This window comes from Lactobacillus delbrueckii subsp. jakobsenii ZN7a-9 = DSM 26046, assembly GCF_001888925.1.
GTDB classification, from domain to species: Bacteria; Bacillota; Bacilli; order Lactobacillales; family Lactobacillaceae; genus Lactobacillus; species Lactobacillus delbrueckii.
This window is the reverse complement of record NZ_CP018218.1, coordinates 1,164,844-1,190,962: the sequence shown is the minus strand read 5'-3', so window position 1 is coordinate 1,190,962 and position 26,119 is coordinate 1,164,844. Positions and strand designations below refer to the sequence as shown.

18 protein-coding genes, 17 tRNA genes, 3 rRNA genes and 4 pseudogenes are annotated in these 26,119 nt (G+C 49.8%); 8 read left to right on the top strand and 34 right to left on the bottom strand.

The features are described from left to right. Nucleotides 1-38: 38 nt before the first annotated feature. Together LJ046_RS06140 and LJ046_RS10395 are read right to left on the bottom strand one after the other, a co-directional pair. Nucleotides 39-620 carry a hypothetical protein gene (locus LJ046_RS06140; RefSeq protein ID WP_002878564.1) on the bottom strand — a complete coding sequence of 194 codons (582 nt, stop codon included), beginning with the start codon at nt 618-620 and terminating at the stop codon, nt 39-41. A gap of 6 nt (nt 621-626) precedes the next feature. After that, a complete protein-coding gene (locus LJ046_RS10395) occupies nt 627-929 on the bottom strand; it encodes a GGDEF domain-containing protein (protein WP_002878563.1) in 303 nt (100 codons plus the stop codon). Between the two features lie 195 nt (nt 930-1,124). Between LJ046_RS10395 and LJ046_RS10705 the strand changes: the two are divergent. From LJ046_RS10705 to LJ046_RS06125, 3 genes and pseudogenes are all read left to right on the top strand, one after another. Then, nucleotides 1,125-1,205 (top strand): annotated as a pseudogene (locus tag LJ046_RS10705) (ECF transporter S component); the annotation flags it as partial. Nucleotides 1,206-1,286: 81 nt separating this feature from the next. Further along, nucleotides 1,287-2,199 (top strand): annotated as a pseudogene (locus tag LJ046_RS06130) (YfcC family protein); the annotation flags it as partial. Nucleotides 2,200-2,559: 360 nt separating this feature from the next. Then, nucleotides 2,560-3,111, top strand: coding sequence for an NUDIX hydrolase (locus tag LJ046_RS06125; protein ID WP_002878555.1), 552 nt, complete (start codon nt 2,560-2,562; stop codon nt 3,109-3,111). 69 nt (nt 3,112-3,180) lie between these two features. On the opposite strand, the gene LJ046_RS10005 is transcribed toward LJ046_RS06125, so the two are convergent. Next, nucleotides 3,181-3,345 carry a hypothetical protein gene (locus tag LJ046_RS10005; RefSeq protein WP_002878553.1) on the bottom strand — a complete coding sequence of 55 codons (165 nt, stop codon included), beginning with the start codon at nt 3,343-3,345 and terminating at the stop codon, nt 3,181-3,183. Between the two features lie 54 nt (nt 3,346-3,399). Between LJ046_RS10005 and LJ046_RS06120 the strand changes: the two genes are divergently transcribed. Beyond that, nucleotides 3,400-4,056 (top strand): NUDIX hydrolase, encoded by a 657-nt coding sequence (locus tag LJ046_RS06120; RefSeq protein WP_002878552.1) that lies wholly within the window; start codon nt 3,400-3,402, stop codon nt 4,054-4,056. A 333-nt stretch (nt 4,057-4,389) separates the two neighbouring features. Here the strand turns inward: LJ046_RS06120 and LJ046_RS06115 are convergent, their stop codons facing one another. Then, nucleotides 4,390-5,085 carry an ATP-binding cassette domain-containing protein gene (locus LJ046_RS06115; RefSeq protein ID WP_002878546.1) on the bottom strand — a complete coding sequence of 232 codons (696 nt, stop codon included), beginning with the start codon at nt 5,083-5,085 and terminating at the stop codon, nt 4,390-4,392. 28 nt (nt 5,086-5,113) lie between these two features. On the opposite strand from LJ046_RS06115, the pseudogene LJ046_RS06110 reads away from it, so the two are divergent. Next, nucleotides 5,114-5,302 (top strand): annotated as a pseudogene (locus tag LJ046_RS06110) (linear amide C-N hydrolase); the annotation flags it as partial. Nucleotides 5,303-5,364: 62 nt separating this feature from the next. Here the strand turns inward: LJ046_RS06110 and LJ046_RS06105 are convergent. The 7 genes from LJ046_RS06105 to LJ046_RS06075 form a co-directional block, all read right to left on the bottom strand. Continuing rightward, nucleotides 5,365-7,023, bottom strand: coding sequence for a sensor histidine kinase (locus tag LJ046_RS06105; RefSeq protein WP_002878534.1), 1,659 nt, complete (start codon nt 7,021-7,023; stop codon nt 5,365-5,367). Then, complete coding sequence (locus tag LJ046_RS06100) at nt 7,023-7,700, bottom strand: response regulator transcription factor (protein ID WP_002878532.1); 678 nt, start codon at nt 7,698-7,700, stop codon at nt 7,023-7,025. Before LJ046_RS06100 ends, LJ046_RS06105 begins: the two co-directional genes overlap by 1 nt. Nucleotides 7,701-7,785: 85 nt before the next feature. Continuing rightward, nucleotides 7,786-8,424, bottom strand: a complete 639-nt coding sequence (gene phoU, locus LJ046_RS06095) for a phosphate signaling complex protein PhoU (RefSeq protein WP_002878531.1) — start codon at nt 8,422-8,424, stop codon at nt 7,786-7,788. An 18-nt stretch (nt 8,425-8,442) separates the two neighbouring features. Further along, on the bottom strand, nt 8,443-9,201 hold the full coding sequence (pstB, locus tag LJ046_RS06090) for a phosphate ABC transporter ATP-binding protein PstB (RefSeq protein WP_002878529.1): 759 nt from the start codon (nt 9,199-9,201) through the stop codon (nt 8,443-8,445). Beyond that, the gene (gene pstA, locus LJ046_RS06085; protein WP_002878528.1) at nt 9,201-10,076 is read right to left on the bottom strand and encodes a phosphate ABC transporter permease PstA; all 876 of its coding nucleotides are present in this window, start codon (nt 10,074-10,076) and stop codon (nt 9,201-9,203) included. Before pstA ends, pstB begins: the two co-directional genes overlap by 1 nt. A gap of 2 nt (nt 10,077-10,078) precedes the next feature. Continuing rightward, nucleotides 10,079-10,987 (bottom strand): phosphate ABC transporter permease subunit PstC, encoded by a 909-nt coding sequence (gene pstC / locus LJ046_RS06080; protein ID WP_002878526.1) that lies wholly within the window; start codon nt 10,985-10,987, stop codon nt 10,079-10,081. 19 nt (nt 10,988-11,006) lie between these two features. Next, nucleotides 11,007-11,891, bottom strand: a complete 885-nt coding sequence (locus LJ046_RS06075; protein WP_002878525.1) for a phosphate ABC transporter substrate-binding protein — start codon at nt 11,889-11,891, stop codon at nt 11,007-11,009. A 516-nt stretch (nt 11,892-12,407) separates the two neighbouring features. Here LJ046_RS06075 and LJ046_RS06070 point away from each other — a divergent pair. Further along, nucleotides 12,408-13,034 (top strand): hypothetical protein, encoded by a 627-nt coding sequence (locus tag LJ046_RS06070; protein ID WP_231127986.1) that lies wholly within the window; start codon nt 12,408-12,410, stop codon nt 13,032-13,034. A 352-nt stretch (nt 13,035-13,386) separates the two neighbouring features. Beyond that, the gene (locus tag LJ046_RS06065; RefSeq protein ID WP_231127984.1) at nt 13,387-13,815 is read left to right on the top strand and encodes an EAL domain-containing protein; all 429 of its coding nucleotides are present in this window, start codon (nt 13,387-13,389) and stop codon (nt 13,813-13,815) included. A 141-nt stretch (nt 13,816-13,956) separates the two neighbouring features. Here the strand turns inward: LJ046_RS06065 and LJ046_RS06060 are convergent, their stop codons facing one another. The 17 genes and pseudogenes from LJ046_RS06060 to LJ046_RS05975 form a co-directional block, all read right to left on the bottom strand. Then, complete coding sequence (locus LJ046_RS06060) at nt 13,957-14,199, bottom strand: hypothetical protein (protein WP_002878518.1); 243 nt, start codon at nt 14,197-14,199, stop codon at nt 13,957-13,959. A 90-nt stretch (nt 14,200-14,289) separates the two neighbouring features. Next, a pseudogene (locus tag LJ046_RS06055) lies at nt 14,290-15,909 on the bottom strand (peptide ABC transporter substrate-binding protein). 357 nt (nt 15,910-16,266) lie between these two features. Next, a tRNA-Leu gene (locus LJ046_RS06045) sits at nt 16,267-16,351 on the bottom strand. Between the two features lie 28 nt (nt 16,352-16,379). Beyond that, nucleotides 16,380-16,450: transfer RNA gene (locus tag LJ046_RS06040), tRNA-Cys, on the bottom strand. 29 nt (nt 16,451-16,479) lie between these two features. Further along, nucleotides 16,480-16,552, bottom strand: a tRNA-His gene (locus tag LJ046_RS06035). Between the two features lie 13 nt (nt 16,553-16,565). Beyond that, nucleotides 16,566-16,636 (bottom strand) — tRNA-Trp (locus LJ046_RS06030). Nucleotides 16,637-16,640: 4 nt separating this feature from the next. Continuing rightward, nucleotides 16,641-16,722, bottom strand: a tRNA-Tyr gene (locus LJ046_RS06025). 8 nt (nt 16,723-16,730) lie between these two features. After that, nucleotides 16,731-16,803: transfer RNA gene (locus LJ046_RS06020), tRNA-Phe, on the bottom strand. Nucleotides 16,804-16,809: 6 nt separating this feature from the next. Continuing rightward, a tRNA-Asp gene (locus LJ046_RS06015) sits at nt 16,810-16,883 on the bottom strand. A 3-nt stretch (nt 16,884-16,886) separates the two neighbouring features. Beyond that, nucleotides 16,887-16,960: transfer RNA gene (locus LJ046_RS06010), tRNA-Met, on the bottom strand. Between the two features lie 9 nt (nt 16,961-16,969). Continuing rightward, nucleotides 16,970-17,057, bottom strand: a tRNA-Ser gene (locus LJ046_RS06005). Between the two features lie 42 nt (nt 17,058-17,099). Further along, nucleotides 17,100-17,171: transfer RNA gene (locus tag LJ046_RS06000), tRNA-Glu, on the bottom strand. A 3-nt stretch (nt 17,172-17,174) separates the two neighbouring features. Further along, nucleotides 17,175-17,247: transfer RNA gene (locus LJ046_RS05995), tRNA-Val, on the bottom strand. Between the two features lie 2 nt (nt 17,248-17,249). Further along, nucleotides 17,250-17,323 (bottom strand) — tRNA-Arg (locus LJ046_RS05990). Between the two features lie 30 nt (nt 17,324-17,353). After that, nucleotides 17,354-17,425 (bottom strand) — tRNA-Gly (locus LJ046_RS05985). Nucleotides 17,426-17,438: 13 nt separating this feature from the next. Then, nucleotides 17,439-17,512: transfer RNA gene (locus tag LJ046_RS05980), tRNA-Pro, on the bottom strand. A gap of 3 nt (nt 17,513-17,515) precedes the next feature. Beyond that, nucleotides 17,516-17,588, bottom strand: a tRNA-Asn gene (locus LJ046_RS05975). Nucleotides 17,589-18,122: 534 nt separating this feature from the next. Between LJ046_RS05975 and asnB the strand changes: the two genes are divergently transcribed. Further along, the gene (gene asnB, locus LJ046_RS05970) at nt 18,123-19,715 is read left to right on the top strand and encodes an asparagine synthase B (RefSeq protein ID WP_002877101.1); all 1,593 of its coding nucleotides are present in this window, start codon (nt 18,123-18,125) and stop codon (nt 19,713-19,715) included. 36 nt (nt 19,716-19,751) lie between these two features. On the opposite strand, the gene LJ046_RS05965 is transcribed toward asnB, so the two are convergent. From LJ046_RS05965 to LJ046_RS05940, 6 genes are all read right to left on the bottom strand, one after another. Next, nucleotides 19,752-20,627: a TrmH family RNA methyltransferase gene (locus LJ046_RS05965; RefSeq protein ID WP_002877099.1), complete on the bottom strand. Its 876-nt coding sequence runs from the start codon at nt 20,625-20,627 to the stop codon at nt 19,752-19,754. Nucleotides 20,628-20,714: 87 nt separating this feature from the next. Beyond that, a 5S ribosomal RNA gene (rrf, locus tag LJ046_RS05960) occupies nt 20,715-20,831 on the bottom strand. 70 nt (nt 20,832-20,901) lie between these two features. After that, a 23S ribosomal RNA gene (locus LJ046_RS05955) occupies nt 20,902-23,809 on the bottom strand. A gap of 127 nt (nt 23,810-23,936) precedes the next feature. Then, nucleotides 23,937-24,009: transfer RNA gene (locus LJ046_RS05950), tRNA-Ala, on the bottom strand. Nucleotides 24,010-24,078: 69 nt separating this feature from the next. Beyond that, nucleotides 24,079-24,152: transfer RNA gene (locus tag LJ046_RS05945), tRNA-Ile, on the bottom strand. Between the two features lie 113 nt (nt 24,153-24,265). Then, a 16S ribosomal RNA gene (locus LJ046_RS05940) occupies nt 24,266-25,829 on the bottom strand. The 16S, 23S and 5S rRNA genes sit together here with 2 tRNA genes alongside, the layout of an rRNA operon. Nucleotides 25,830-26,119 lie beyond the last annotated feature (290 nt).

The window sequence follows — 26,119 nt, the reverse complement described above, 5'->3', positions numbered from 1 at the left end:
GAAAAAAGCAGGCAAATGCCTGCTTTGCTTCACACCTCTTAACCGTAGATCTGGTTGACTGCCTGCCGGTAGAGGTCGACTGACAGACCAGCCGGATCTGCGTTCTTAAGGCGAAGATAATCCTCGCGCAAGTCTTCCCACTGGTCCCAGTCCTTAATCGTTTCTTCCTGGATGGTCAAAAAGCGGGTATTAAAAGCTTCACTCCACTTGCCACCGTCAGTTTTGACCAGGCGGTATTCATCCCCGTCTTCTTCCTTGATGATGGTCAAGTCTAACTTAAAGTTGATCTTGCCGCTCTTCTTAGCCCGGTGCAGGAAGGTTAAAGCCTGGCTGTTTTCCCGGCCGCCTTCGAACTTGCTGGCCAGACCGGCAGTTAAGCCGGCGCTGATTTTAGCCAGAAGGGCCGCCGGATCTTCTTCGGCCGCCTTGACCAGCTTTAACTGGTAGTCCAGGTCCACCACCCCGTCGTTTTGGGTCACGAAGTTGCCTGCCGTCCCGACCGTGCTCTCCAGTTCCAGGCTGATGCCTTTTTGCCGCAAGTCCGCCAAAGCGGCGTTGACCGCGTCAACCGTCAAGTAGCGGTAGATCTTGATTTGTTCTTTCTGGATATAGCTGTACATAATGCCTCATTTCTTCTCTGCGCCAACCACCTGGTTCTTGCCTTGTATTTCGGCTTGGTAAAGATAGTTATCAACCAGCTGAATCATTTTCCGCAACTCTTCTTCATTGGCAGCCGCGCCGGTAGCATAGCCGATGCTCAAGGTGACTGGCTCTTCTAATTGCTGGTTTAGTTTAGCATATTCAGCTTGAAAAATCTGCAATTTTTTAACAAAATCACCATCTTCTAAGCCAGAAGCAATAATCAAGATTTCATCCCCGCCATGGCCGTAATTGTCATTAAAGCGCTTGAAGTCGTCTAAATCAATCATGGCCACGCCAACCTCCTGCTTGCTGTAGTTGGGGAAGTATTCCGCAAGGCCAGGCGGTTATACAGGCCGGTCAATTCATCGGTCCGGCTGCGACAAAAAGCGTCCCGTTGGCCTGGTGCAGGATGTAATTGTACCAAGAGCTCTGCCTAAACCAGTACCGGCGCAGGACAATACAGGCCTGGCCGATAACGTAAAAGCGGCTTTATCAACAATGTCATCTACGGTTTGACCCTGTCACCTGTTTCCACCGTTTACGCTTTGACCAGCATCACAGTCGTCGCCTACCTAGCCTTTATGATCTACAAGCAGCTGCCAAAGCGCCTGGTCTACTTTTTCAAGGGGACTGAAAAATGAGAGATGACCGTGGTCGCCACCATCTTCCTGGGCACCACTTTAGGGACTTTGGGTGCAACCATCAACCCCTTCTCAACGGTTATTGCTTCAAACACGGCCGGGGTCAACTTTGCCCGGGCCCTGCCTTTGAGAATCATCATGCTCCTGGTTTCCCTGGGGGCCGGGATGCTCTACACCATCATCTATGCTGAAAAAGTCCGCAAGGACCCAAGCAAGTCCCTGGTCTACGACCAATATGAAGAAAACAAGAAGAAGTTTCTTGCTTTTGACTCACAAGCTGACAAGGGCGACTTCACCTGGCGGCAAAAACTGACTCTGCTCACCTTCGTGGCTGGCTTTTTAGTCATGATCTGGGGTGTCCAGAACCGGGGCTGGTACTTCACAGAAATCGCGGTTGTCTTCCTGGCCGTTTCCTACCTTCTCTTCCTGGTTTCCGGCTTAAGTGAACACCGCTTCATGGAAAGCTTTGTCAGCGGCGCGGCTGACCTTTTAGGGGTTGCCTTGACGGTCGGCGGTCTCCATCGTGATGGATGAAAGCCACACCAGCGACACGATCATGTACTTCTTCAGCAAGCAGATCACCGGCATGAACAAGCTGGCTTTCGTCTGGGTCCTCTTCTTGATCTACATCGTCCTCGGCTTCTTCATCCAGTCATCATCTGGTCTGGCCGTCCTGTCCATGCCGATCATGGCGCCGCTGGCCAATATTGTCGGCGTCGACCGGGCCAGCGTGATCGATGCCTATAACTGGGGGCAGGGCTACATCGGCTTGATCGCCCCAGTTGGCCTGATCTTGATGTCCCTGGCTATGGTCAATATCGGCTTTGACCGCTGGTTTAAGTTTATATGGAAGCAACTGGTCATCCAGTTCGTGATCTGCCTGATATTCCTGGGAATCGGCCTCCTGGTCTACTAAACACATTTATCGCTCCTTAAAGAAGCAAGGTAAAGGAACTTCCTTTTACCTTACTTTTTTGGTCAATATTTGCCTTTTTCCACTTTTACCGTTTCACGTTGTCGCGTTTTTTTAATCTTTCTTTTTTAAGGCCCTTTAATTGCTTGGTATATCTAGCTTTGTCGTTAATTTTATGTATTTAATAGCCTTGGTGCACAAATGCTTTTTGACCATCTTTTAAGAGAAAAAGCTTGTTATTAAGGGATTACGCTCCTTTGCCTTGTAACCGGTTAAAATGGCGTTTTAGTTTCACGGGGCCATGACAAAAAGACTTTTTGCTGGTAAAATCGCCCTAAAAGCGTTGAAAATTCGAGGTAAATTATGGAAATTCTTGATATTGTGGATAAAGAGGGCCGGCCCATCGGGCAGACCATTGAGCGGAATGAAGCCCACCGGATTGGGGCCTGGCACCGCTGCGCCTCAGTTTGGATTATCCGGCAAAAAGCCGGCAAATGGCAAGTCCTCCTGCAGGAAAGGTCCGCCAATAAGGACTCCTACCCAGGTTGCTTTGACACCTCTTCTGCCGGCCACATCGCTGCCGGAGATGAGCCCCTGGCAACCATCATCAGAGAGCTGGAAGAAGAACTGGGCATCAAGAGCCAGGCCGCTGACTTTACCTTTATCGGCACCTTCCACAACTGCTACGACAAGGTCTTCCACCAGGCAGAATTCAAAAACCGGGAGGTCTCCTTTGTGCATGTCTACTCTAAGCCCGTAGACGAAAATAAATTCGTCCTGCAGGAAGAAGAAGTTTCAGCCGTTGCCTGGTTTGACCTTGATGAGGTCTGGGAGAAGGCCCAGGCCAAAGACCCGGACTTCTGCACCCCAGTGGGCGGATTAAAGCTTTTGCGGGAATACCTGCAAAAATTATAGACGGGAAAAAGAAAGAAAAAAGAAAAAACTAGCTGATTTTTCAGCTAGTTTTTTCTTTGCTATTTGCCTTTATTCCATCCGCCAAATGCTGATGCCAACCTTTTTCCCGCTTGCCTTCTGGCTGGTCTTGGTCTCAGTTTTCGTCTTAGTCTGCTTGGCCTTTTGCCCCTGGCTGCATCCCCCGACTAACAGGCCCAGGGCCACAATACTCAAAAATTTGCTGATTTTCCTCATGACTGCTCCATTCTTATCGTACAATAAAGATGATACAAGGAGGACTGACAATAAATGCAAGAACCTAAAATTTTACCTGACCAGAGCAAAACCCTGGCTGCTACCAAATATGTCAAACTCTACGACCTGGCTTATGAAAACGGGGTCCACTACTATGATGCTTCAAGGCGGGACAAAGACCAGCTCTTTGCCTTCAAGCAGGATCCAGAGCTGGGAAGCGCCCTGCCTGATGCCGTCTGCGCGGTCATCATCGTTAAGGAAGCCGGTCAGAAAGACAAGCTCCTGCTCTTTTACGAGTACCGGTACCCGGCTGGCAGCTACCTGCTCGGCCTGCCGGCAGGCTTGATTGCCCCGGCTGACCTGGCCAGCCCGGATCCAATCAAAACAGCTATGATCCGTGAAATCAAGGAAGAAACCGGACTCAGCATCGGCGAAAAGGACACGGTTGAAGTCATCAACCCCCTGGTCTTCACGGCTTCCGGCTTCAGCGACGAAAGCAACGCCATTGTCAAAGCCGTCATCCACGTTGATGACTTGTCCGCCCTTAACCACAAAGGAGCTGAAGGCACCGAAGTTTTTGGCGACTTCAAATTAGTTGACAAGGAAGAGGCCCGCCGCCTGCTCAATGAAGGCAGAGACGACTATGGCCACTACCTGCCCCTGGTTGCCTGGGCAGCCCTGTGCTACTTTGTCAGTGACCTCTGGAAATAATTGTAGCAAGCGGATGTTACATAGATATTACAAGACAAAAGCCGCGGCAGAAAATGCCGTGGCTTTTTAGCGCAGTTGTATTTTTTAAGAAGGGTTTATCAATAAGTAAGCTATGCCGTCAAGCCTAAGTATGCCGTGGCGATGATCCCCAGCACAATAAAAGCAATAATGCTCCAGTAGGTCAATTTGGGCTTGTCCGGCTTGCAAAAGACGTACCGTGCCATCCTTTTCCGCCCCCCTTTAGTTATTGGAATAAGCTAAAGAAGTAAAATCAAGTAAAAGGCTGACATTAATTTTATGTAAATTTTAGGGCAAGACGGTCGCTTTTGCAAATTATAAGACCGGCCGCAAGTTGACTCTTTCTTTGGCGACTGCTTCGATAAAGGCCTGGTCGTGATCAACTAAAAGCATGGCCGGCTGCTCTTTTGCCAGCAGCTTGATCAGCTGGTCCTGGTTGAAAAGATCCAGGTAGTTGGCCGGTTCATCCCAAAGGTAGAGGCTGGCTTCTTCAGTCAGAGACTTGGCCAGGGCTACCCGCTTCTTTTGCCCCTGGCTCATCTCCTCAATCTTTTGCTTAAAGGCCTCCCGCTCCAGGCCTAATTTTTTCAGCTGATTCAAAAAGTGCTCGTAGTCCAGGTCATGCTCTTTGGCAAAAGCGGGCAGATAGCCATGGTAACTTGACAAATCTTGGGGCAGGTAGCTGATTTTTATCCCAGTCTGCAAGTCCCAGTCTCCCTGGCAGGTAAAATCTTTATTACCCAAGAGCCAGGCCAAAAAACTGCTCTTGCCGCTGCCGTTTGGCCCGGTCAAAGCCACAATCCCGCGGCTGGCGATTACTAAATTCAGCCCTTGAAACAAGGTCCGGCCGGCAATCTCCAGGCTAAGATCGCGGCCAGTAAAGAGAGTCTGGTGATAGTCGGCCTTAAAGTTCAAGTCCAGGGGCGGGGCTTCTTCAATGTTGGACAAAAGGCCCTGCTTGGCTGCCTCTTCTTTTTCCTGCCGGCGGGCCACATTTTTAGCCCGCTTCATCACTTTGGCCGCCCGCTTGCTTTAAATCATGTGTACAGCTATTACTTTTGCAACTAACGACCACTACTTTGGCCGTAATTTGGACCTGGACTTTTCTTACAATGAAACAGTCACTATCACTCCAAGAAACTATGTTTTCCCAATGCGGAAAGTGCCGGACTTAAACAGCCACTACGCCATCATCGGGATGGCAACGGTTGTCGGCGACTATCCGCTTTAATATACAGCAAAACCAGTTCACTGTTTAAAGTGAACTGGTTTTCATTCGTCATTTTTACTTTATTTGCTATCATCATCTGCTCCTGCTGGCAGGGCCGGGAAAATAACCGTGAAGGTTGACCCCTTGCCTAATTCGCTTTCCAGGCGGATGGTCCCGTGACACTGCTGAACAGCATGCTTGACAATGGACAGGCCCAGGCCAGTCCCCCCGGTCTTGCGGCTGTGGCTCTTATCCACCCGGTAGAAGCGTTCAAAAATCCGGTTCTGGGCTTCCTGGGGAATCCCGATGCCAGTATCCGCCACCTGCAGGATCGCCTGGCCCCGGTGCTCTTTGACCGTAATCTTGGTCTTGCCCTTTTCCTTGTTGTAGCGGATGCTGTTATCAATCAAGTTGTAGGCAATTTCGTAAACCAGGCGGAAGTTGGCCAGGATCATAGTGTCTGACAAATTAGTCTCCAGCTTGATTCCATGCCGGTCAGCCGAACTCTGCAGGGCTTCCAGGGCCTCAGTCACCGGACTCTTCAAGTTCAGCTTGATTTCTTCAAAGCGTTGATTTTCATCCAGGTGGGACAAACGGATGATGTCGTCAATCAAGGTCAAAAGCTGGGCAGAAGATTCGTGGATCTTCTTGTAAAAGCTGTCCCGGTCCTCTTCTTTAACCAGGTGGTTTTCCAAAAGTTCAGCTGACCCCATGATGGACTGCAGGGGCGTCTTAAGTTCATGCGACACATTGGCCGTGAATTCCCGCCGGACCTGCTCTTCATGGTATTCTTCCGTCACGTCAACCACCAGGATCGAAGTCCCCTTCAGAATCTTGCGGCTGGTAATCGGGCTGGCACTGATTTGAATATTGCGGCCGTTTCTTTCCACAATCCCCTCAGCATGGGCCAAGCGGCTGTTCTTATCGATGATTTCCTTAACATCATCTGGCAAGGGGTCAGTATCATGCAAGCCCAAAAGGGAGACAACCGCCGGGTTGGACAAGAGGATCTGGTCATCCAGGTCAATCAAGATCAAGCCTTCCAGCATGGCATCTGTCACCGTCTTTAATTCTTTTTCCCGGTGGTGGAGCTGCTCCATCTGGTCAGCAATCTGCTTGTTCTGGCTGTCCAGTCTGGTCAAAAGCGGCTTGATTTCGTCATAGGCATTGCTTTCCAGGGGTTTGTCCAGGTCCATTTCATTCAGCGGCTTGACGATCGTTTGCGAGATTGTCTTGGCCAGGAACCAGGACACCAGGACCGATAAAAGCATGATTAACAAAAGCGGCGACAAAAATCTGACCAGAATCCGCCAGAAGGAGTTTCTGGTGATCGCGATGCGGATGACCCCGCCGTCATTGAGCCGCTCGGCATAATACATGGTTACGGTCGACAAGGTCGTGCTGTAGCGCTCGCTGGTCCCTGTCCCCTTTTTCATGGCTTCGGCGACTTCCTTGCGGCGGGAGTGGTTGCCCATCTTTTTGGGATTCTCTTCATTGTCGTAGAGAACCTTGCCCTTGGAATTGATCCAAGTAATCCGGTAGTTCTCCCCTTTTAAGTTCTTGATGTACTTCTTGCCGCTGGTATTTACCCCGCTGGCTGCCAGGTCAGCCTGGGAAGCCAGGGCGGACATTTCTGTATGGTCGAAGTCAATGCTCAAGACAATCGCGCTTAAGAGTACGGCAAATAAGAGAATCAGAGAAGTCAGTAAAAAACTTGCCCGAAATATCTTCTTAAACATTAGTCTGCTTCATGGTAGCGATAACCGACACCGCGCACCGTTTCGATATGCTTACCAGCCTCACCCAACTTCTGTCTCAAGGTTCTCACGTGAACGTCTACTGTGCGCGTTTCCCCATAAAAACCAGTCTCCCAGATCTGATCCATGATTTCTTCCCGGGAAAAGACAGTTCCCGGATGAGTAATCAAGAGCTTCAGGAGTCCATATTCTTTCAAAGTCAAATCGACCTGATGGCCGTTTTCGAAAACTTCATGCCGCTTCAAGAGAATCTTGATCCCGTCTTTTTCGATCTTGTCCTCCTTCTTACGGTTGGTCCGGCGCAAAACAGCCTTGACCCGGGAAACCATTTCCATCATTCCAAATGGCTTGGTTAAGTAGTCATCCGCCCCGGAATCCAGGTTCTTGACCTTGTCATATTCTGCCGTCTTAGCACTGGCGACAATCACCGGCAAGTCCTCGGTCGCGGAAGTAGACCTGAGCCGGTGGAGAATTTCGCTACCGTCTTCATCAGGCAGCATCAAGTCCAAAATCACTAAATCCGGCCGGCTATTGTCCAGGGCCTTGAAAAAAGATTGTCCGTCGTCAAAGCCGCGGACCTTGAAGTTCATTGATTCCAGCGTGTACATTTCGATTTCGCGGATGCTTTCGTCGTCTTCCACGCACCAAATTTCAGTCATAAAAAATCCCCTTAACCTTTCTTAAACTTAATTATAGTTTACAACCATAATCATGCACAAGAGTGGTAAGGGGAATTTCATGGACTTATCTGCCAGTCTTGCCGGTAGTTACAAATAAGGACCATTTAGCAATATTGACGGCGTGATCGCCAATTTTTTCAAAGTACTTTGCGACCATCATCAAATTGATCAAATATTCCGGATTACCATCCTTGTTAAAGTTATTGATCAAAAATGCCTTCGCTTTGTCAAAGCCTTCGTCGACCTGGTCATCGCGGTCGATTACGGCCTTGGCCAGTTCTACATTCTGGTTGGCCAAAGCCGTTACCGCGTCGTTGACCATGCCCGTAGCAATTTGGGACATGCTCTTCAAGTTCAGCATGTCATTTGCGACTGTGAGGTGTTCGTTAAGGACCAGGTCGGCAATGTCTGCGCCAATTTCACCGATTCTTTCAAGATCGTAGACCGCCTTCAAAGATGCACTGATTATCCGCAGGTCAGTGGCAACCGGCTGCTGCTCCATCAAAAGGCGCAGGCAGGTTTCTTCAATGTCACGCTCTGCCTTGTGAATCCGGTGGTGCAGGTTAATCGTGTCCTCTGCTTCATGGTAGTTGCCCGTAAACAGGGTGTCGGTTGATTCAGAAATGCTTTCCTTGCATAGCTGGCCAATTTCTTCCATTGCATCATGCAAGTGATCCAGTTCCTTGTCAAATCTTGTTCTCATTTTTGGCCTCCTCTAGCCTTAACCGAACCGGCCGGTGATGTATTTTTCAGTTCTTTCATCCTTCGGCATGGAGAAGAGCTGGTCAGTTTCACCGAATTCAACCAGGTCACCCAAGAGGAAGAAGCCAGTCTTGTCAGAGATCCGCACGGCTTGCTGCATGTTGTGCGTAACGATGACGATCGTATAGTTCTTCTTCAGTTCCAAAGCTAATTCTTCAATTTTAGAGGTTGAAATCGGGTCCAGGGCACTGGTCGGTTCGTCCATCAACAATACTTCCGGCTTGACAGCCAGGGCCCGGGCGATGCAGAGCCTTTGCTGCTGACCGCCGGACAGGCCCAGGGCTGATTTCTTCAGCCGGTCCTTCAAGTCGTCCCAGATAGCTGCCTGCTTGAGGGAAGTTTCCACGATTTCGTCCAGTTCCTTCTTGTCAGTAATCCCGTGAATCCGCGGGCCGTAGGCAACATTGTCGTAAACGCTCATCGGGAACGGGTTTGGTCTTTGAAAGACCATGCCGACTCTTTGCCGCAGGACGGTCACATCCAGGTCACCATTATAGATGTCAGTGCCGTCTAGCTTGATCGAGCCATCAATCCGGCAGCCTTCAACCAGGTCGTTCATTCTGTTAAGTGACCGCAAAAGAGTTGATTTCCCGCAGCCTGACGGGCCGATGAAGGCAGTGATTTCGTTCTTTTGGATGTGCATATTGATGTCATGCAAGGCATGAAAATCACCGTAGTACAGGTTCAGCTTTTCAATTGTAATTTTGTCTTCCATCATTAATTTCCTCCGTTATTGCGCTTGCGCATTCTGTCAGATATACGGCGCGTAACCAAAGTGAAGAGCAGGGCCAAAACGACCAGGACTGCTGAAGTAAAGTTGGCGATCTGAGTGGCTGACGGGTTCAAGGCCCCTTCAGTTCTCATGACCCAGATGTGCAGGGACAGGGTTTCACCGCTTCGGAACGGGTTCAGCGGTGAAGTTGGTGAGGTAACCTTCCAGAAGTTCTGCCAGTTGATGTAAGTTGACTGGCCGGAAGTATACAAAAGCGCAGCGGCTTCACCGAAACCGCGCCCGGTAGCCATGATTACCCCGGTCAAGATCTGCGGCATGGCCGCCGGAATCAAGACCTTGCGAATGGTTTCTGACTTGGTCGCGCCCAGGCCCAGGGAACCTTCCTTGTATTCCACCGGCAAGGCTCGGATGGCGTTGTTGGTTTCAGTAGTGATCAGAGGAATTGAAAGAATTGAAATCGTCAAGGCACCGGCCAGGATATTCCAGGACATCCCGGTCCACATGATGAAGACCAAATAGCCAAACAGGCCGATAACGATAGATGGCAGGGATGACAAGGATTCGATACTGATTTCGAAGATTGTCAGGAACTTGCCTTCCTTAGCGTATTCAGCCAGGTAAACCCCGGCCCCGATGCCGATTGGCACTGAGACCAGCAGTGAGAGGAAAACTAAGTATATAGTGTTGAAAAACTGGTTGAAAATCCCGTTGCCGGCTGCTCCCAAGAAGTCCCACTGGAAGCCTTTCAAGCCGTCAAAGATGATGGTCAGCGTTAAGTAGAGCAGGAAGGCCAGCATAATCCAGCCGATGGCGTAGAAGATTCCCGTCATCAGCCGGTCTTTTCTTTTAGCACGGCTCATATTTATTTTTCCTTCTTTCCATTGCCAAGCTTGTGAATCAAGACGATCAAAACGATTGAGATGATGAAGAGTAAGAGGGCCATTGACCACAAAGCCAGATTGTATTCCCCGCCCTGGGCCGTGTTACCCATGTCAGCGGCAATTGCACTGGTCAAGTTGCTGGTTGGTGACAAGAGACTGGTCGCGAAGGACCGGGTCTTACCGATAACCATGGCTACGGCTAAAGCTTCACCGATGGCCCGGGCCAGACCCAAGACCACCCCGGTCAAGATACCGCCGGAAGCGGCTGGCAAAACAACCTTGCCGATAACTTGCCAGCGGGTCGCCCCTAAACCGTAAGCCCCTTCTCTGTAGCTATTCGGGACTGACTTGATGGCGTCGGCGGCGACAGTAGTGATCGTTGGGAAAATCATGATGGCCAGAACGATTGAGGCGGCCAGGACTGAGAAACCGCCCATCTTTGGGTGGAAGGCGTTTCTAATTATAGGAACCAGCTTGGTCAAGCCAAACCAGCCGTAAACAACGGATGGGATGCTGACGTAGATTTCCGTTGCCGGCCGGAAGAACTTTTCACCGATTTTTGGTGAAATTTCCGTCATGAAAACGGCTGAGCCGATCGCAAACGGCAAGCAGATGAGCAAACCCAGCAAGCAGGTTTCCAAGGAACCAACGATGTAAATGGCAGCCCCGACTTTTCCCCCAAACATGCCGGTCTTGTCAAGCGGTGCCCAGTCACTGGTAAACAGGAACTCCCAAACGCTGTGGTGCGCCTTAAGGAAGGTCTGGCTGCCTTGGTAGAGCAGGAAGGCCCCCATCAAAAGGGTCAAAGCAATGATCAAGAGGCCGCAGGCGATGTAGACCGCGCGCCAGCGCTTGTCTTTGGCAATTGCTTTTTGAACTACTTTGTCCATAATGCCTTATTTCTCCTTCTTACTTAGTATGGGTGGCTTTAGCGGCAGCCGTCAGCTTGGAGGCTATGCCGTAGCCCATGGCTTCGATCTTCTTGCCATATTCCTCGCTGAGCATCTGCTGCAAGAATGCCTTGGCCGCACCCTTTGGCTGGCCTTTAGTGTACATGTGCTCATAGCTCCAAACCGTATACTTGCCATTGTAGACATTCTTCAGGCTTGGCTTAACACCGTTGATTGACACGATGCCGACTTGCGGGTCACCAGTCAAGTAGGATAGGGCAACGTAGCCGATTGAGCCGGAAACACTTTGGATCATTTGGATCAAAGTACCTGAGTCGTCAGTTTCCAGAGACTGGTTTGACTGGCTAGCGTGCTTCTTCAAAGCGTATTGCTCAAAAGTTACCCGGGTACCTGATGAAGATGGTCTGGAAACCAGGACGATCTGGCAGTCATTGCCGCCAACCTGCTTCCAGTTGGTCACCTTGCCGGTGAAAACTTTGATCAATTGTTCAGTGGTCAGGCTCTTAATCCCGGCATCCTTGTTGATGATCGGAGCGATGACGGTAATGGCCACTTGGTGGTCAACCAGCTTGCTGGCTGACTTCTTGTCCAGCTTTTCATCCGCGAGCAAGTCTGAGTCCCCGATGTCGATGGTGCCGTCAGAAACCTGCTGCAGGCCTTGGCCTGACCCACCCCCGTTAGTGTTGATGACACTGTCCGGGTTCTTGTCCATGAAAGTCTTGGCCGCGTTCTGCGCTAAAGGCAGAAGGGCAGATGACCCGGCGATGTTAACTGTCCCGGAAACTCCCTTGGTATCGGCTTCAGAGCTGCCAACGACGCAGCCGATGACGATTGCCAGCAAAACAAGCGCAACGATGGCGACTTTGTTTTTTTTGCGTGACATGTTAATTCCTCCTTGAATTCTTACTGATTCAATCTTAATGGAGGCAAGTTAAATGCATTCAGTGATAATTGTTAAATCAATGTAAAATGCTTAATTTTGTTTAAGACAAGCCGCTTTCTGAACAGAATTACAAAGTTTTCGCAAGGCTCCCCTTTACTTTTTCAGTTTATTTTGCTTAATTTATCTGTTTTTTTCATTTGTAAAATGTAACACTTTCACTCTTTGTTCAGTCTTCTTTACGCTAATTTTACCTTACCGGAAAATGCCAATTTAACATCCGCTTTGGACAGAAATATATGCTTAATTCTATATATAAGCAGTTCTGTTAATAACGAGATTATATCGAGGAAGGACACATGATAACCTAGTTTACAACCTTTTATGCCCGCAACCACACTTTTCTCCTGCAGGTATTCTTTATCGCGTTAATTACTGATCAGTTATTTTTTAGAGGAAAGCATCCCAAAACGGATTGGCAAAAGCCTGGGAGCCTTCCTGCTCTCTTTAAGCACATCCATGATCATGACCGTCTTCCTTTACCAGAAGCTAAGCCCCCTGGTCAGCCTTAATGCCTTAAGCGCCTTTTTTATGGCAACTGGATTGATCCTCTTGACCCTGATCCCAGTCATTTTCCTTTATCAGTGCCTAATTAACAAGAATCCGTCCGTAGCCGCCTTCACTTACTGTCAATTTGTCATCGCCGCTGAAATTTCATCCCTCTTGGCCAATCAAACCTGGCAATGGGACTTTTTCACCACTATCTTAACCCCCTGTCTCTACTTTATTTTTAAAAAAGAAATCCGCTACATCAGCCAGGAGCAGACCGTCATCACGGAAGACAGCCGCTTCTTCTGGTCCATCATACTCTGCATGATCCTGGTCGTAGCCCAGGCAGAATTTCCCCGCATGTTCCCTGATGGCAACAATTCGGCGGTCCCAACGCCAATCGCCTACGTGGTCAGCTTTTTAGCTATTATTTCCTGCATCATGTACATTTTCTTCATGAAATTCAATATCTTCAGCATTAACCGCTATGAAAGCTACTTGAAGAAATATGATGATGATCAGCTGACTGGGGCCAAAAGCCTCCACTATTTCATGGAGCATTATGAAGAGAGCCTCAAGCAGTTCGGCAAAAGCTAAAGTTTAAGTATTTTTTACAGCTCCCTAGTCAACCTGCATGACTACAACTTAACTAACGGCTACCAGGACGGCAGCAATCTCTTAAAACAGTTGCGGCCCGCAGCACTGGTGAAACTTTACTCTTCAAGGCTGGCTTAGCTCCCTTTAAGTCCAGCCGGCATATTTTGCGCCGCAAGCGCAATACTGAGCTGATGCATGGACTCGACGTTCCCTTAACTCAATCAAGCTGAAAAATGCCCCTATCGGCTACTATGATGACCAGCTGGCCAAGGCAGATGAAATCCGGGTCCATGTTCTGAGCAAGATCGACCAAGCCTGCCGCGACAACTGGTTCAAGATCTACTACCAGCCCTTGATCGACATCCAAAACATGAAGCTTGCTGAATGTGAGGCCCTGTCGCGCTGGATCGACCCTAGATACGGCTTCCTGTCTCCAGACAAGTTTATCCCTGCCCTGGAGGGCAACCGGGAAGTCTACAAGGTTGACTGCCACGTTTTAGAGGGTTATGGGCAAGACGCTGAGTTTTTACGGGAAAAGAAAAAAGAAATCTTCCCCATCAGCTTTAACATTTCCAGAACAGACCTGGAAGCCTGCGATATTTACCAAAAGATCGAAGACACCGTCGCCCGCTACGGGCTCAGCCGCGATCAAGTTCATATTGAGATTACGGAAAGTGCCCTTAATGACAGCAGCCAGGCCATGGTCGAAGCCGTCCAGCACTTCCATGACCTGGGCTACCAGGTCTGGATGGATGACTTTGGCAGCGGCTATTTTCCTTAAAGAAGCCGGCTACAACCTGGCCCAGGGCTCCCTCTTCAGTCCTCCCGTTCCTTTAGACGAACTTTACAAAAAAATGGCACCTTATTTATAGGCAGAAGAAAACCGCTAGTCACACGGCTAGCGGTTTTAGTTTGTCAATTTTTACTTGCCAGCCGAGCCAGCAAGAGCTACAAAGCAGATTAAGAAAATGATCATTAGGAGCCAGAGCACGATCTGCCAGATCAAGGCCAGAGTAATCCAGCCTTGCATCTTCTCTAACTGTTCATCTTTACGCTTGATAAAAAGGTAAATTGCCGGCACCAGACCGAAGATTGGCCAAATGTAGGCAGCAACCAGCAGAATGATCAGCCAGACATTGTAGACAAAAGAATTTGAGTCCTTCATTTTTTGCTCCCCCCTCTTTGCAAAAAGCTCTTAAATCTGCCTTCAGTTTAGCAAAAGCGAGCCCTTTTGACAATCGTTCTACTTGTTCTTTTACTGTAAGTAGGCATATTCGAAGTAGTAGCTGCCGTTGTAGATCAAGCCCTTGACCTTTGTGTTCAGCATCCAGGCACTGCCGGACTGAACCAGCGGCGTTACCCCCTGGTCGGTCATCAAGATGTTTTCTGCCTTGGCCAAAAGCTGCATCCGCCGACTAGATGAAGTAACGGTCTTGGATTTGGCGATCAGCTGGTCATAATGCTTGTTTGACCACTTACCGGAGTTGTAGCCGTTAGTTGAGGTCATGCAGTCCAGGAATGAAATCGGGTCAGCGAAGTCAGCATTCCAGCCGCTGACGCAGGCTTCAAAATTGCCGCTGTCCATCTTGGCAAACTGGGACTTGGTCGGCAGGCTCTGCACCTTGACGGAGACTTGCTTGCCAAAAGCCGTTTCCAAGGCACTCTGGATGTATTCACCAATCGCCTTTGAGCTGTCGTCATCAGCCGTCAGCAAAGTAAAGGATAATTTCTTCAGCTGCAAGTCCTTGAGGGCTTCCTTAAAGGTCTTCTGAGCCAATGTCTTGTGGTAGCTGGTAATTTGCTTGGTCGTCTTGTCCTGGGCCAGCTGGGTAAAGTCCTGCCCGTCCACCTTGGTCATATCAGCCGCGGTAAAGGTCGTCGCGCCGGTAAAGCCACCGCCCAGGGTCTTGGCCAGGGCCTTCCGGTCCAAAGCCATGGAAACTGCTTGACGGAGCTTAGTGCTCTTAAATTTAGCCAGCTTGGTGTTGAACTGCATGTAAGTCGTGCCGTTGTTCTTTCTGATCACGTAGCCGGCCTGCTTTTGTAGGTTCTTAGCTGCCTGGGCACTCAAAATTGCCGTATCCAGCTTGCCGTCCTGGTAAAGGTTGTAGGCCGTTGACGGTGACTTTTCAACCATGAAATTAATCTGGGCCAGTTTGACGGCTGATTTGTTCCAGTAGTTCTTGTTCTTGACCATCTTCCAGGACAGGTTGGCTCCGGTCCAGCCTTTTTGGACAAAGGGCCCATTGAAGACCGTGGTCTTAGAAGAAGTACCGAACTTGCTGCCATATTTTTCGACTGCAGTTTGGTCTTCCGGGAAAAAGACCGGGAAGGCCAGCAAGAGCTTGAAATAAGGCAGCTTGTGGTCTAATTTAACCTGCAGCTTGTACTTGCCAAGATCTTTGACGCCCAGGCTGGACGGGGCTTTTTCGCCTGCCACGATCGCGTCCGCGTTCTTAATGCCGGAGAAGATATAGCTATATTGAGACGCGGTCTTGGGGTTAACTGTCCGCTGTCAGGAGTAGACGAAGTCTTTAGCAGTAACTGCCTGTCCGTTGGACCACTTGCCGTCTTTCCGTAAATCAAAAGTCCAGGTCAGACCGTCCTTGCTTTGGGCAGCCTTAGTCGCCAGGGCTTCCTTGGCCTGGTTGTCCTTGTCTAATTGATACAGGCCTTCCATGGTGTTTTCCATCTGGGTGAAAGAAGTCGCGTCCGTCGCCTTCGATGGATCCATAGTGATGATTTCTGCCGATGTCATCCAGTTCAATACCTGCTTCTCACTTGCCCCCTTGCTTTGCCCGCAAGCCGTCAAAAGTGCCCCAGAAAACAAAACAGCAGCACCAGCCAATAAAGATTTTCCCTTGTTCAATTCCAATACCTCGCATAAACAATTAACAGTTTCCAGTTAACGATGCCATTGGCGCGAACAGAAAAATCTTACAGCCGTGCTGCTTACAGATTATTCAAGAATTTTGCTTAAGAGCAAAAGCATGACAAATATCGGCTCGCCTTACCAACGACACCGCCAAGCCTGCAAGTATTTACTCTAGCTTGAGTCATGCTCTTTGTTCCTTTCTAATTAAATCGTTCTTCCTAATATGCTTACTATGCTAGCACGCTTTCACCTTTATGCAAGCCTTTTTGGCAAAAGAAGGATAAAAGGCAGCTTTTTTCATTACTTTCCTGCAAATGAAAGCAAAAAAGAGCGGCTCCTCAGAGTCGCTCTAAATTATAGCGGTGATCGGGGTCGAACCGATACGTCCGTAATGGACACCAGATTTTGAGTCTGACGCGTCTGCCAATTCCGCCACACCGCCATGCTATTCTACTTGGCCGTTAAGCCTAAGGCGGCGATCGGAGTCGAACCGACGATTAAGGTTTTGCAGACCTCTGCCTTACCACTTGGCTACACCGCCACGATTATTCTTTTCTGCCCTTCGGCTAGGGCGGTATGTGGGAATCGAACCCACGAATGCTGGATCCACAAACCAGTGTGTTAACCACTTCACCAATACCGCCATATTCTGTTAACAGGGATAGTAGGAATTGAACCCACACCGACGGTTTTGGAGACCGTAGTTCTACCTTTAAACTATATCCCTATTATGGAGGAAAGTGGATTCGAACCACTGAACTCAGAGAGAGCGGTTTTACAGACCGCCGCGTTTAGCCACTTCGCTATTCCTCCATTTTCAATGGCGCGGGACGGAATCGAACCGCCGACACATGGAGCTTCAATCCATTGCTCTACCAACTGAGCTACCGAGCCATCAAACGGTCCATGCGGGATTTGAACCCGCGATCTCCTCCGTGACAGGGAGGCGAGATAAACCACTGCTCCAATGGACCATATTGCGGGAGCTGGATTTGAACCAACGACCTTCGGGTTATGAGCCCGACGAGCTACCAGACTGCTCCATCCCGCGATAATAAAAAGGAGGATGTGGGATTTGAACCCACGCACGAGTCACCCCGTCTAACGGTTTTCAAAACCGTCCCCTTAAGCCACTTGGGTAATCCTCCATTTGATGGATAGAAAAATATTCAATTCTTGCCTTCCGGCAATGACCCGTACGGGATTTGAACCCATGTTACCGCCGTGAAAGGGCGGTGTCTTAACCACTTGACCAACGGGCCAGATGGAGGATACAGGGCTCGAACCTGTGACCCTCTGCTTGTAAGGCAGATGCTCTCCCAGCTGAGCTAATCCTCCAATGCACCCAGTAGGACTTGAACCTACAACCTTCTGATTCGTAGTCAGACACTCTATCCAGTTGCGCTATGGGTGCATCTGTTCAATTAAGCATCGCTTGATGCTAAGCGGAAGACGGGATTCGAACCCGCGACCCCCACCATGGCAAGGTGATGTTCTACCACTGAACTACTTCCGCATATTTCGTTTGATCGGGAAGACAGGATTTGAACCTGCGACCCCCTGGTCCCAAACCAGGTGCTCTACCAAACTGAGCCACTTCCCGATACTCCGCCTGTCAGACTCGAACTGACGACATCCTGATTAACAGTCAAGCGCTCTACCAACTGAGCTAAGGCGGAATTTTCTGCCGCGCCTCGGCGACGCAACAACTAGTATTCTACAGGGTTTAGGGAAAATGTCAACACTTTTCAGCGAAAAAATAAAAAACTTTATTGGCAAGCCTTCTCTGCTTTTCTTTTTAAATTTATTTTAACTTAGCCTTTATTTATTTCTCATTTGGATTACAATAGTTCTTAATTAAAAAAGTAAGCCATAAAAAGACGAGTAAAGGCGGGCAACCTCCAGTGAGCTGATGAGAGTGGAAATTCAGCAGGCTCTGCCCCCCTTGAAAAACACTTTTTCAGCTGCCAACCGAAAGACTTAGCTCCAGTAGGCTTGGCCGATTCTGGTCCGTTACCACCGGATGAGCATATTTGTGCTCAAGAAGCAGGCTCTATTATCAGAGCAATTTGGGTGGTACCGCGGAACAAAGCCTTTCGTCCCTTACCGGGGAGCGAAGGGCTTTTTCTTTGCTTGGCGACCCTTTTTTTATTAAATAGCAATTTTTACTCACTTAAATTATTTTTTGCTTAAAAAAGAAAGAGGCAGCGAATATGTGCGGATTTTTAGCGATCGACTCCAAAGAATTTGACTTGAAGACCTTTAACGAAGCCCTGGCCAAATGCCAGGACCGGGGACCGGACATGACCAGGGTCTTTGACGAGCGGGAAGTTACTTTTGGCTTCAACCGCTTGGCCATCATGGACTTGACGGACAGCGGGATGCAGCCTTTTGAAACCCTAGACTGCACCCTGGTCTGCAACGGGGAAATCTACAACTACCCGGAACTGAAAAAGAACCTGGAAACCGACTACGAATTTACTTCCAGCAGTGACTGTGAAGTTCTGATCCCCCTTTACCGCAAATACGGGATTGAGACGATGGTTAAGATGCTGGATGGGGAATTTTCCTTTGTCCTCTATGATCACCTCTCAAAGACGATTTACGCGGCTAGAGACATCATCGGTATCCGGCCAATGTTCTACGGCTTTACCAAAAAAGACGGCAAGATTGCTTTTGCCTCAACTGGCAAGAACCTGCTTGACCTCTGCCGCGAAATCCACCCCTTCCTGCCTGGCCACTACTATGACGGGGAAAAGATCGTGGCCTACCATGAACCAGACCTCACCCCCAAGATGAGTACTGACGATTTTGAGACTGCGACTCACAAGATTCATGACCTTCTGGTTGAATCAGTTGACCAGCGCCTGGCCTCAGACGCCCCGGTCGGCTACCTCCTTTCAGGCGGCCTTGACTCTTCCCTAGTCTGCTCGATCGCCGCCCGCCTGCAGCCAGATACAAAGATCAGAACTTTTGCCATTGGGATGGATCAAAACCCGATCGACCTTAAATATGCCCGGGAAGTGGCTGACTACCTGGGAACTGACCACACCGAGTTCATCATGACCAGAGAAGACGTGCTGGGCGTTTTAAGAGAAGTCATCTATACTTTGGAAACCTGGGACATCACGACTATCCGGGCTTCAATCGGGATGTACATTCTCTGCAAGAAGATCCATGAAACAACTGACTTGAAGGTCATCTTGACTGGTGAATGCTCTGATGAGCTATTTGGCTACAAATACACCGACTTCGCTCCAAGCCTGGAAGAATTCCAAAAAGAAGCAGCCAAGCGGCTCAGAGAGCTCTACATGTACGACGTCTTGCGGGCAGACCGCTGCATTTCCGCCAACTCTTTGGAAGGCAGAGTGCCTTTCGCTGACCGGGAATTCGTCGACTACGTCATGAGCGTGGATCCGGACTTGAAGATGAACCACTACCACAAGGGCAAGTATTTGCTCCGGAAGGCCTTTGAAGAAGGCGACTGGCTGCCCCGCGACATCCTTATGCGGGAAAAAGCAGCCTTCAGCGACGCCGTGGGCCACTCCATGGTTGATGACCTTAAGGAATACGCTGAAAGCAAGTACAGCGATGAAGACCTGGCTAAAGCAGGCGAAAAGTACCCATACCGGACGCCATTTACCAAGGAATCACTTCTTTACCGGGATATTTTTGAAGAATTCTACCCTGGCAAGGCTGACTGGATCAAGGACTACTGGATGCCAAACAGAAGCTGGAAGAGCCTGGAAAGCGTCACCGACCCAAGTGCCCGGGTATTGAGCAACTACGGGTCTAGCGGTGAATAAGTAAAAAAGAAAATACAAAATTAAAAGGACCGGAACTTAATCCAGTCCTTTTTTGACTTCCCAAAAGGCTAAAGCGCTAGCGGCGGCAACATTCAAGGAGTCCACTCCTTCAGCCATCGGTATCTTGATCGTATAGTCGCTCTCCGCGATCGTTTGCGGCAACAGGCCTGGTCCTTCAGAACCTAAAATGACAGCCAGACGGTCTGCTTCTTTTAAGACCGGGTCGTCGATGTCAACCGTGTTGTCCCTTAAAGCCATGGCCGCGGTCTTAAAGCCCAATTTCTGCAGGCTGGCCACGCCTTTTTCCCGCCAAAGTTTTTGATCCAGATAAGTCCAAGGCACCTGGAAAACCGTCCCCATGCTGACTCGGCCGCTTCTCCGGTATAAGGGATCACTGGAGTCGGTTGTAATCAAGACCCCGTCCATGCCTAAGGCCGCGGCTGAGCGGAAAATAGCGCCAACATTGGTTGGATTGACGACGCTCTCTAAGACCCCGACTCTGGCATGCTTGGGCAAGGCAGCCGCAAATTCACGCAGACTTGGCCGCTTTTTTCTTCGAAAGGCACAAATGGCGCCCCGAAGCAGATTATAGCCTGGCAGCTGGCGCAAAAGGTCAGACTGAGCGACAAAGATCGGAAAATCAAGCAAGCGATCGTGGTTAGCAGCCAGCTCCCGGTCAAAGTCCGCTAAATCACGTTCTAAGGCCTTTTCCTCCACCAGCATGGCGATTGGCTCATAGCCGGCCCTAATTGCCCGCTCGATTACTTTCGGACTCTCAGCGATGAAAATACCGGCTTCTGGCTCATAGTAATGAAAGAGCTGAGCTTCATTGTAATCAGTAAACAGCTTTAGTCTGGGATCATCGAAAGCGTTAATTCTGATCAGATTGTTTTCTCTGTCAATTCTGTCCATGTCTTTATATCTTTCTTATTCTCTAGACTCTTACCTATTTTATTATAGTAAACAAAAAGAGCCAGACTTCCGTCTGGCTCTTGATTCGCGCGGCAGCTTCCTATCCTCGCAGGCAGTTTCCCACCAACTACTTTCGGCGTTAAGAAGCTTAACTACTGTGTTCGGCATGGGAACAGGTGTATCCTTCTTGCCATTGCCACCGCACTCTTTGCTTGAGCTTGCACGCTCAAAACTGAATATCTCTTCCAAGTCAAAACCTCATTGCTTTGCTCTTTTGGTCAAGTCCTCGACTGATTAGTACCGGTCCGCTCCAAGCCTCACGGCTCTTCCACTCCCGGCCTATCTACCTCATCGTCTCTGAGGTGTCTTACTTTCTTGAAGAAATGGGAAATCTCATCTTGAGGGGGGCTTCGCACTTAGATGCTTTCAGCGCTTATCCCGTCCGCACATAGCTACCCAGCGATGCCTTTGGCAAGACAACTGGTACACCAGCGGTGCGTCCATCCCGGTCCTCTCGTACTAAGGACAGCTCCTCTCAAATTTCCTGCGCCCACGACGGATAGGGACCGAACTGTCTCACGACGTTCTGAACCCAGCTCGCGTGCCGCTTTAATGGGCGAACAGCCCAACCCTTGGGACCGACTTCAGCCCCAGGATGCGACGAGCCGACATCGAGGTGCCAAACCTCCCCGTCGATGTGAACTCTTGGGGGAGATAAGCCTGTTATCCCCAGGGTAGCTTTTATCCGTTGAGTGATGGCCCTTCCATGCGGTACCACCAGATCACTAAGCCCTACTTTCGTACCTGCTCGAGTTGTCTCTCTCGCAGTCAAGCTCCCTTTTGCCTTTACACTCTGCGAATGATTTCCAACCATTCTGAGGGAACCTTTGGGCGCCTCCGTTACACTTTAGGAGGCGACCGCCCCAGTCAAACTGCCCGTCAAACACTGTCCTCGGCCTGGATCACAGGCCTGAGTTAGAGCATCCGTCAAGCAAGGGTAGTATCCCAACAGCGCCTCTGATAAGACTGGCGTCCTATCTTCTCCGGCTCCTACCTATCCTGTACATGCTTGACAGATACCCAATATTAAACTGCAGTAAAGCTCCATGGGGTCTTTCCGTCCTGTCGCGGGTAACCCGCATCTTCACGGGTATTATAATTTCACCGAGTCTCTCGTTGAGACAGTGCCCAAATCATTACACCTTTCGTGCAGGTCGGAACTTACCCGACAAGGAATTTCGCTACCTTAGGACCGTTATAGTTACGGCCGCCGTTTACTGGGGCTTCAATTCAAACCTTCGCTTGCGCTAAGCTCTCCTCTTAACCTTCCAGCACCGGGCAGGTGTCAGCACCTATACTTCATCTTACGATTTTGCAGATGCCTGTGTTTTTGATAAACAGTTGCTTGGGCCTTTTCACTGCGGCTGATCTTGCGACCAGCGCCCCTTCTCCCGAAGTTACGGGGCCATTTTGCCGAGTTCCTTAACGAGAGTTCTCTCGCTCACCTGAGGATACTCTCCTCGACTACCTGTGTCGGTTTGCGGTACGGGTGCACCGTTTCTGGCTAGAAGCTTTTCTCGGCAGTGTGACGTCGCAGCCTTCGCTACTTTAATTTCGCTCCTCATCACGCCTTGTCCTTATGAAAGCAAGCATTTGACTCGCTCTCAGACTTGACGCTTGAACGTGGTATCCAGCACCACGCGCTGCTAGCCTCCTGCGTCCCTCCATCGCTCATAATGATTCGGTGCAGTACAGGAATTTCAACCTGTTGTCCATCGACTACGCCTCTCGGCCTCGCCTTAGGTCCCGACTTACCCTGGGCGGACGAGCCTGCCCCAGGAAACCTTAGTCTTGCGGCGGACAGGATTCTCACCTGTCTTTCGTTACTCATACCGGCATTCTCACTTCTAGAAGCTCCACATGTCCTCTCGGTCATGCTTCACCGCCGCTAGAACGCTCTCCTACCACGTGCATAAATGCACATCCACAGTTTCGGTATCATGCTTAGCCCCGGTAAATTTTCGGCGCGGCGTCACTCGACTAGTGAGCTATTACGCACTCTTTGAATGATGGCTGCTTCTGAGCCAACGTCCTAGTTGTCTGCGCAACTCCACATCCTTTTCCACTTAGCATGAATTTTGGGACCTTAACTGGTGATCTGGGCTGTTTCCCTTTCGACTACGGATCTTATCACTCGCAGTCTGACTCCCGCACATAAATGTCTGGAATTCGTAGTTTATCTGAATTCAGTAACCCTTGACGGGCCCCTAGTCCAAACAGAGCTCTACCTCCAGCATCCTCTTTGCGAGGCTAGCCCTAAAGCTATTTCGGAGAGAACCAGCTATCTCCAAGTTCGTTTGGAATTTCACCGCTACCCACAACTCATCCCCGCAATTTTCAACTTACGTGGGTTCGGTCCTCCAGCGCGTTTTACCGCGCCTTCAACCTGGTCATGGGTAGGTCACTTGGTTTCGGGTCTGCGTCAGCCAACTGCTCGCCCTCTTCAGACTCGCTTTCGCTGCGGCTCCGTCTTTTCTGACTTAACCTTGCTGACTAACGCAACTCGCCGGTTCATTCTACAAAAGGCACGCCATCACCCGTTAACGGGCTCTGACTACTTGTAGGCACACGGTTTCAGGTTCTCTTTCACTCCCCTCCCGGGGTTCTTTTCACCTTTCCCTCACGGTACTGGTTCACTATCGGTCACTGGTTAGTATTTAGCCTTGCGAGATGGTCCTCGCGGATTCAAACGGGATTTCACGTGTCCCGCCCTACTCAGGATACTGATAGGCCTTCTTTGGATTTCGCTTACGGGGCTCTCACCCTCTCTGGCGCGTTTTCCCAAACGCTTCTGCTATCCTCTGAAGTGCCATGTTTCAGTCCTACAACCCCGGCAGATAAATCTGCCGGTTTGGGCTCTTTCCTGTTCGCTCGCCGCTACTTGGGAAATCGATATTTCTTTCTCTTCCTGCAGCTACTTAGATGTTTCAGTTCGCTGCGTGTTCCTTCCTTAAGCTATGTATTCACTTAAGGATAGCATGTCTGCACATGCTGGGTTCCCCCATTCGGAGACCTCCGGATCAAAGCCTACTTACGGCTCCCCGAAGACTTTCGCGGTTAGTCGCGTCCTTCATCGGCTTCCAGTGCCAAGGCATTCACCGTGCGCCCTTCTTCACTTGACCTTGCAAGTTTGTTCTTTCGAACTCTCTCGGTCGCTTTGCAATGTTTTCATTGTTCTCAATGATTCTCGGTTTTTTCTTGGAATTAAGATATTCAGTTTTCAACGTACAAACTTGGCCTTCCGGCCAATGGAGGCAAACGGGATCGAACCGATGACCTCCTGCTTGCAAAGCAGGTGCTCTCCCAGCTGAGCTATGCCCCCGTAAAATATCAACTTTTAAGATGTTACTCCATCTTGCCCGAAATGTAAAGAGATTTCTTTGCATTTCAATGGGCCTGGATGGACTTGAACCATCGACCTCACGCTTATCAAGCGTGCGCTCTAACCAGCTGAGCTACAGGCCCAAGTACTTATTGTTGGTACTCTCAAAACTGAACAAAGTTTCTTTTGCAGTGTGCTTCCGTAACTGATGGATTTCTTTTAGCATTTCTGCTCTCCATCCATCCGTTTTCCTTAGAAAGGAGGTGATCCAGCCGCAGGTTCTCCTACGGCTACCTTGTTACGACTTCACCCCAGTCATCTGCCCTGCCTTAGGCGGCTGACTCCTATAAAGGTTATCTCACCGACTTTGGGCATTGCAGACTTCCATGGTGTGACGGGCGGTGTGTACAAGGCCCGGGAACGTATTCACCGCGGCGTGCTGATCCGCGATTACTAGCGATTCCAGCTTCGTGCAGGCGAGTTGCAGCCTGCAGTCCGAACTGAGAGCAGCTTTAAGAGATCCGCTTACCCTCGCGGGTTCGCTTCTCGTTGTACTGCCCATTGTAGCACGTGTGTAGCCCAGGTCATAAGGGGCATGATGACTTGACGTCATCCCCACCTTCCTCCGGTTTGTCACCGGCAGTCTCTTTAGAGTGCCCAACTTAATGATGGCAACTAAAGACAAGGGTTGCGCTCGTTGCGGGACTTAACCCAACATCTCACGACACGAGCTGACGACAGCCATGCACCACCTGTCTCTGCGTCCCCGAAGGGAACCACCTATCTCTAGGTGTAGCGCAGGATGTCAAGACCTGGTAAGGTTCTTCGCGTTGCTTCGAATTAAACCACATGCTCCACCGCTTGTGCGGGCCCCCGTCAATTCCTTTGAGTTTCAACCTTGCGGTCGTACTCCCCAGGCGGAGCGCTTAACGCGTTTGCTGCGGCACTGAGGACCGGAAAGTCCCCAACACCTAGCGCTCATCGTTTACGGCATGGACTACCAGGGTATCTAATCCTGTTCGCTACCCATGCTTTCGAGCCTCAGCGTCAGTTGCAGACCAGAGAGCCGCCTTCGCCACTGGTGTTCTTCCATATATCTACGCATTCCACCGCTACACATGGAGTTCCACTCTCCTCTTCTGCACTCAAGAATGACAGTTTCCGATGCAGTTCCACGGTTGAGCCGTGGGCTTTCACATCAGACTTATCATTCCGCCTGCGCTCGCTTTACGCCCAATAAATCCGGACAACGCTTGCCACCTACGTATTACCGCGGCTGCTGGCACGTAGTTAGCCGTGACTTTCTGGTTGATTACCGTCAAATAAAGACCAGTTACTGCCTCTATCCTTCTTCACCAACAACAGAGCTTTACGATCCGAAGACCTTCTTCACTCACGCGGCGTTGCTCCATCAGACTTGCGTCCATTGTGGAAGATTCCCTACTGCTGCCTCCCGTAGGAGTTTGGGCCGTGTCTCAGTCCCAATGTGGCCGATCAGTCTCTCAACTCGGCTACGCATCATTGCCTTGGTAGGCCTTTACCCCACCAACTAGCTAATGCGCCGCGGGCTCATCCTAAAGTGACAGCTTACGCCGCCTTTCAAACTTGAATCATGCGATTCATGTTGTTATCCGGTATTAGCACCTGTTTCCAAGTGGTATCCCAGTCTTTAGGGCAGATTGCCCACGTGTTACTCACCCATCCGCCGCTAGCGTCCAACAAATCACCCCGAAGGGATCTTTGAATTCAGCTCGCTCGACTTGCATGTATTAGGCACGCCGCCAGCGTTCGTCCTGAGCCAGGATCAAACTCTCAATTTGAAAATTGAGCTTTTTTAATCTGCTCCAGATTATTTGCTTGTGAATTGACTTCGCTTATTTGTTTGGATCAAACAATGTTTGACCCGCACACTGCGAAACTTTGTTCAGTTTTCAAAGTACCAACTTGCGTCTTAGTGACGCAACGTTTTATATTTTACTCTCTTGTTTGATTCTTGTCAACAAGTTTTTGATATTTTCTTTTTGCCTCCGCGAGACTTGCTTGTCTCACGCGGCAACAAATATTAGTATACTAGCTTTTTCGTTTTCGTCAATCTTTATTTTCAATTTTC